The organism is Actinomycetota bacterium (assembly GCA_030776725.1).
GTDB lineage: Bacteria > Actinomycetota > Nitriliruptoria > Nitriliruptorales > JAHWKO01 > JAHWKW01.
In genome coordinates, this window is record JALYHG010000116.1 from 1 (window position 1) to 2,034 (window position 2,034).

Annotated in this window: 3 protein-coding genes; 2 read left to right on the top strand and 1 reads right to left on the bottom strand. The window is 73.4% G+C overall.

What is annotated here, in order from left to right:
* Both M3N57_05375 and M3N57_05380 read left to right on the top strand, forming a co-directional pair.
* Nucleotides 1–654, top strand: a 654-nt coding sequence (locus M3N57_05375; protein MDP9022126.1) for a UDP-N-acetylglucosamine 2-epimerase, incomplete at its 5' end; no start/stop codon positions are given.
* Nucleotides 654–1,664, top strand: coding sequence for a hypothetical protein (locus M3N57_05380; GenBank protein ID MDP9022127.1), 1,011 nt, complete (start codon nucleotides 654–656; stop codon nucleotides 1,662–1,664). The genes M3N57_05375 and M3N57_05380, both read left to right, overlap by 1 nt.
* On the opposite strand, the gene M3N57_05385 is transcribed toward M3N57_05380, so the two are convergent.
* A partial coding sequence (locus tag M3N57_05385) for a hypothetical protein (GenBank protein ID MDP9022128.1) occupies nucleotides 1,654–2,034 on the bottom strand: 381 nt, incomplete at its 5' end. The genes M3N57_05380 and M3N57_05385 overlap by 11 nt on opposite strands.

The window sequence follows — 2,034 nt, forward strand, 5'->3', positions numbered from 1 at the left end:
CCGACCGAGGTCAACCGGCGCAACCTCCTCGATGAGGCCGTCGCGGCCAGCCGCATCGTCGTCACCGGGAACACGGTCGTGGAGGCGGTCGAGCGGATCCTGCCCAGCCCCCGGGAGCGCAAGGCGGAGCTGGACAACTTCGGGCTGTCTCCCGCGGCGTTCGTGCTGGCCACCCTGCACCGGCCGGAGAACGTCGACGACCGTGCACGCTTGCAGGCGATCCTCGACGAGCTGCGATCGCTGCCCGTCCCGGTGCTGCTCCCGGTGCATCCCCGGACCCAGCAGCGGGCCCGGGCCTTCGGACTCGGCGGGGCGCTGGCCCGGCTGATCACCACCCCCCCGCTGAGCTACGGACGTTTCCTGGCGCTGGCCGCCGAATGCGCCATGCTCGTGTCCGACTCGGGCGGGATCCAGGAGGAGGCCAGCGTCCTCAAGCGCCCCGTCCTGGTCGTCCGCAACTCCACCGAACGACCGGAGGTGCTGGGGACGTTCGCGGAGCTGGTCCAGCCCGGCCCGGCCCTGGGGCGGATCGCACGCGGGTGGTTGCAGGACGTGGCGGCGCTGCACGGGCGGCTCGCCGACGAGCCCAGCCCCTACGGCGACGGCAGCGCGTCGCAGCGGACCGTCGCCGCGCTGACCACGCTGCTGCGCTGATGCGCGCAGCGTGGCGGCTACGTCGCCTGCTGGGGAGCCCTCCGCCGCCGCCCCGGGCGCTGTTCAGCGACTGGTCGGCGCTGGCCGCCGGTGTCCTGGTGGTCTGCCATCCGCAGTGGCGTGGGATCCGGACCGCCGCGATCGCGCACGGCGAACCCGTCGTCGAGGTCGCCGACGCGGCCGCGTCGGCGGATGCGCTGGCGGACCGGATCGCGACAGCCGGGGTGCGGGTCGTCGTCATCCACGGCTACCCGCCCGGGTCCGCGATCCTGCTTCGGCGGCTCACGCACCGTGGAGTCGGCACCCGCGTGGTGCTGCACTCGTCGATGGCCCAGCACGGCGGCGAGGCGCACGAGGCCGCGGTCGTCGACGAGGTCGCGGCGCTGGCAGCCGACGGCGTCGTCGACCGCATCGGTTTCGTCAAGGACGGCATGGCGGAGGTCTTCGAGGCGCTGGGCTACCCGGCGGCATGGGTGCCCAACCGCGCGCCCCACGTCGAGGCGTTCGAGCCGCGGGATCTGGGGGCCGGTCGCACCCACGTCGGGGTGTTCGCCGAGCCGTTCTGGCGGAAGAACGTCGTGACCCAGCTCGGTGCCGTTGCGCTGCTGGAGCCGGCCCGCGCGCACGTGCTCCGCCGTCCCGACGTGGCGTACCTGGGCCGCCTCGACGTGGTCGAGCACGGCGTGCTGCCCTGGGACGACTTCGTGCGCTTGCAAGGCAGCGTGGATGTGAACCTGTACGTCACGCTGTCCGAGTGCTACCCGCTGTCACCGGTCGAGAGCTACCTGGCCGGCGTGCCCTGCCTGATGTCGCGCACCAGCAGCGTCTTCCGCGACGACGCCGACCTGTGGGAGCTGACCACGGTCGCCGAGGCCGACGATCCCCGCGCGATCGCGCGAGGCGCCCGACACCTGTTGGACCGCCGCGACGAGGCCGTCGCCGCCGCACGCGCCTGGATCGCCCGCTGGGACGCGATCGCCACGGAGAAGTGGCAGCGCTTCACCGAGTGAGCGGGCCGCCGGGTTCGATGCACCGCAGGTGCGACGTCGCCCGGGCTCTGCCGAGCGCCAGCGCCAGCGGAGTGCGCTGGTGACCGCCCGACGTCGGGTGCACCCGGTGGCGGGCCAACGGCTCCGGCACGAGTCCGAACCTCCCGCCGGCCGCCACGATCCGCGACCAGAAGTCCCAGTCCTCACAGTAGATCCACGCCAGCTCCCGGTCGAAGCGGATGCCGGCGTCACGCACCGCCATGTCCACCAGCACGCAGGTGGAGACGATCGGGTTCTCGCGCATGCCCACCCGCGCGTCGAAGGGGGGCTTGGCCTCCACGCCGGCGTACGCCCCGAAGAACTCGGTCCAGGTCGCGACCGCGGTCACATC

Bases quoted from the DNA above. Each gene is read 5' to 3' on its own strand.
- M3N57_05380 (MDP9022127.1), top strand. From the start codon at position 654: ATGCGCGCAGCGTGGCGGCTACGTCGCCTGCTGGGGAGCCCTCCGCCG.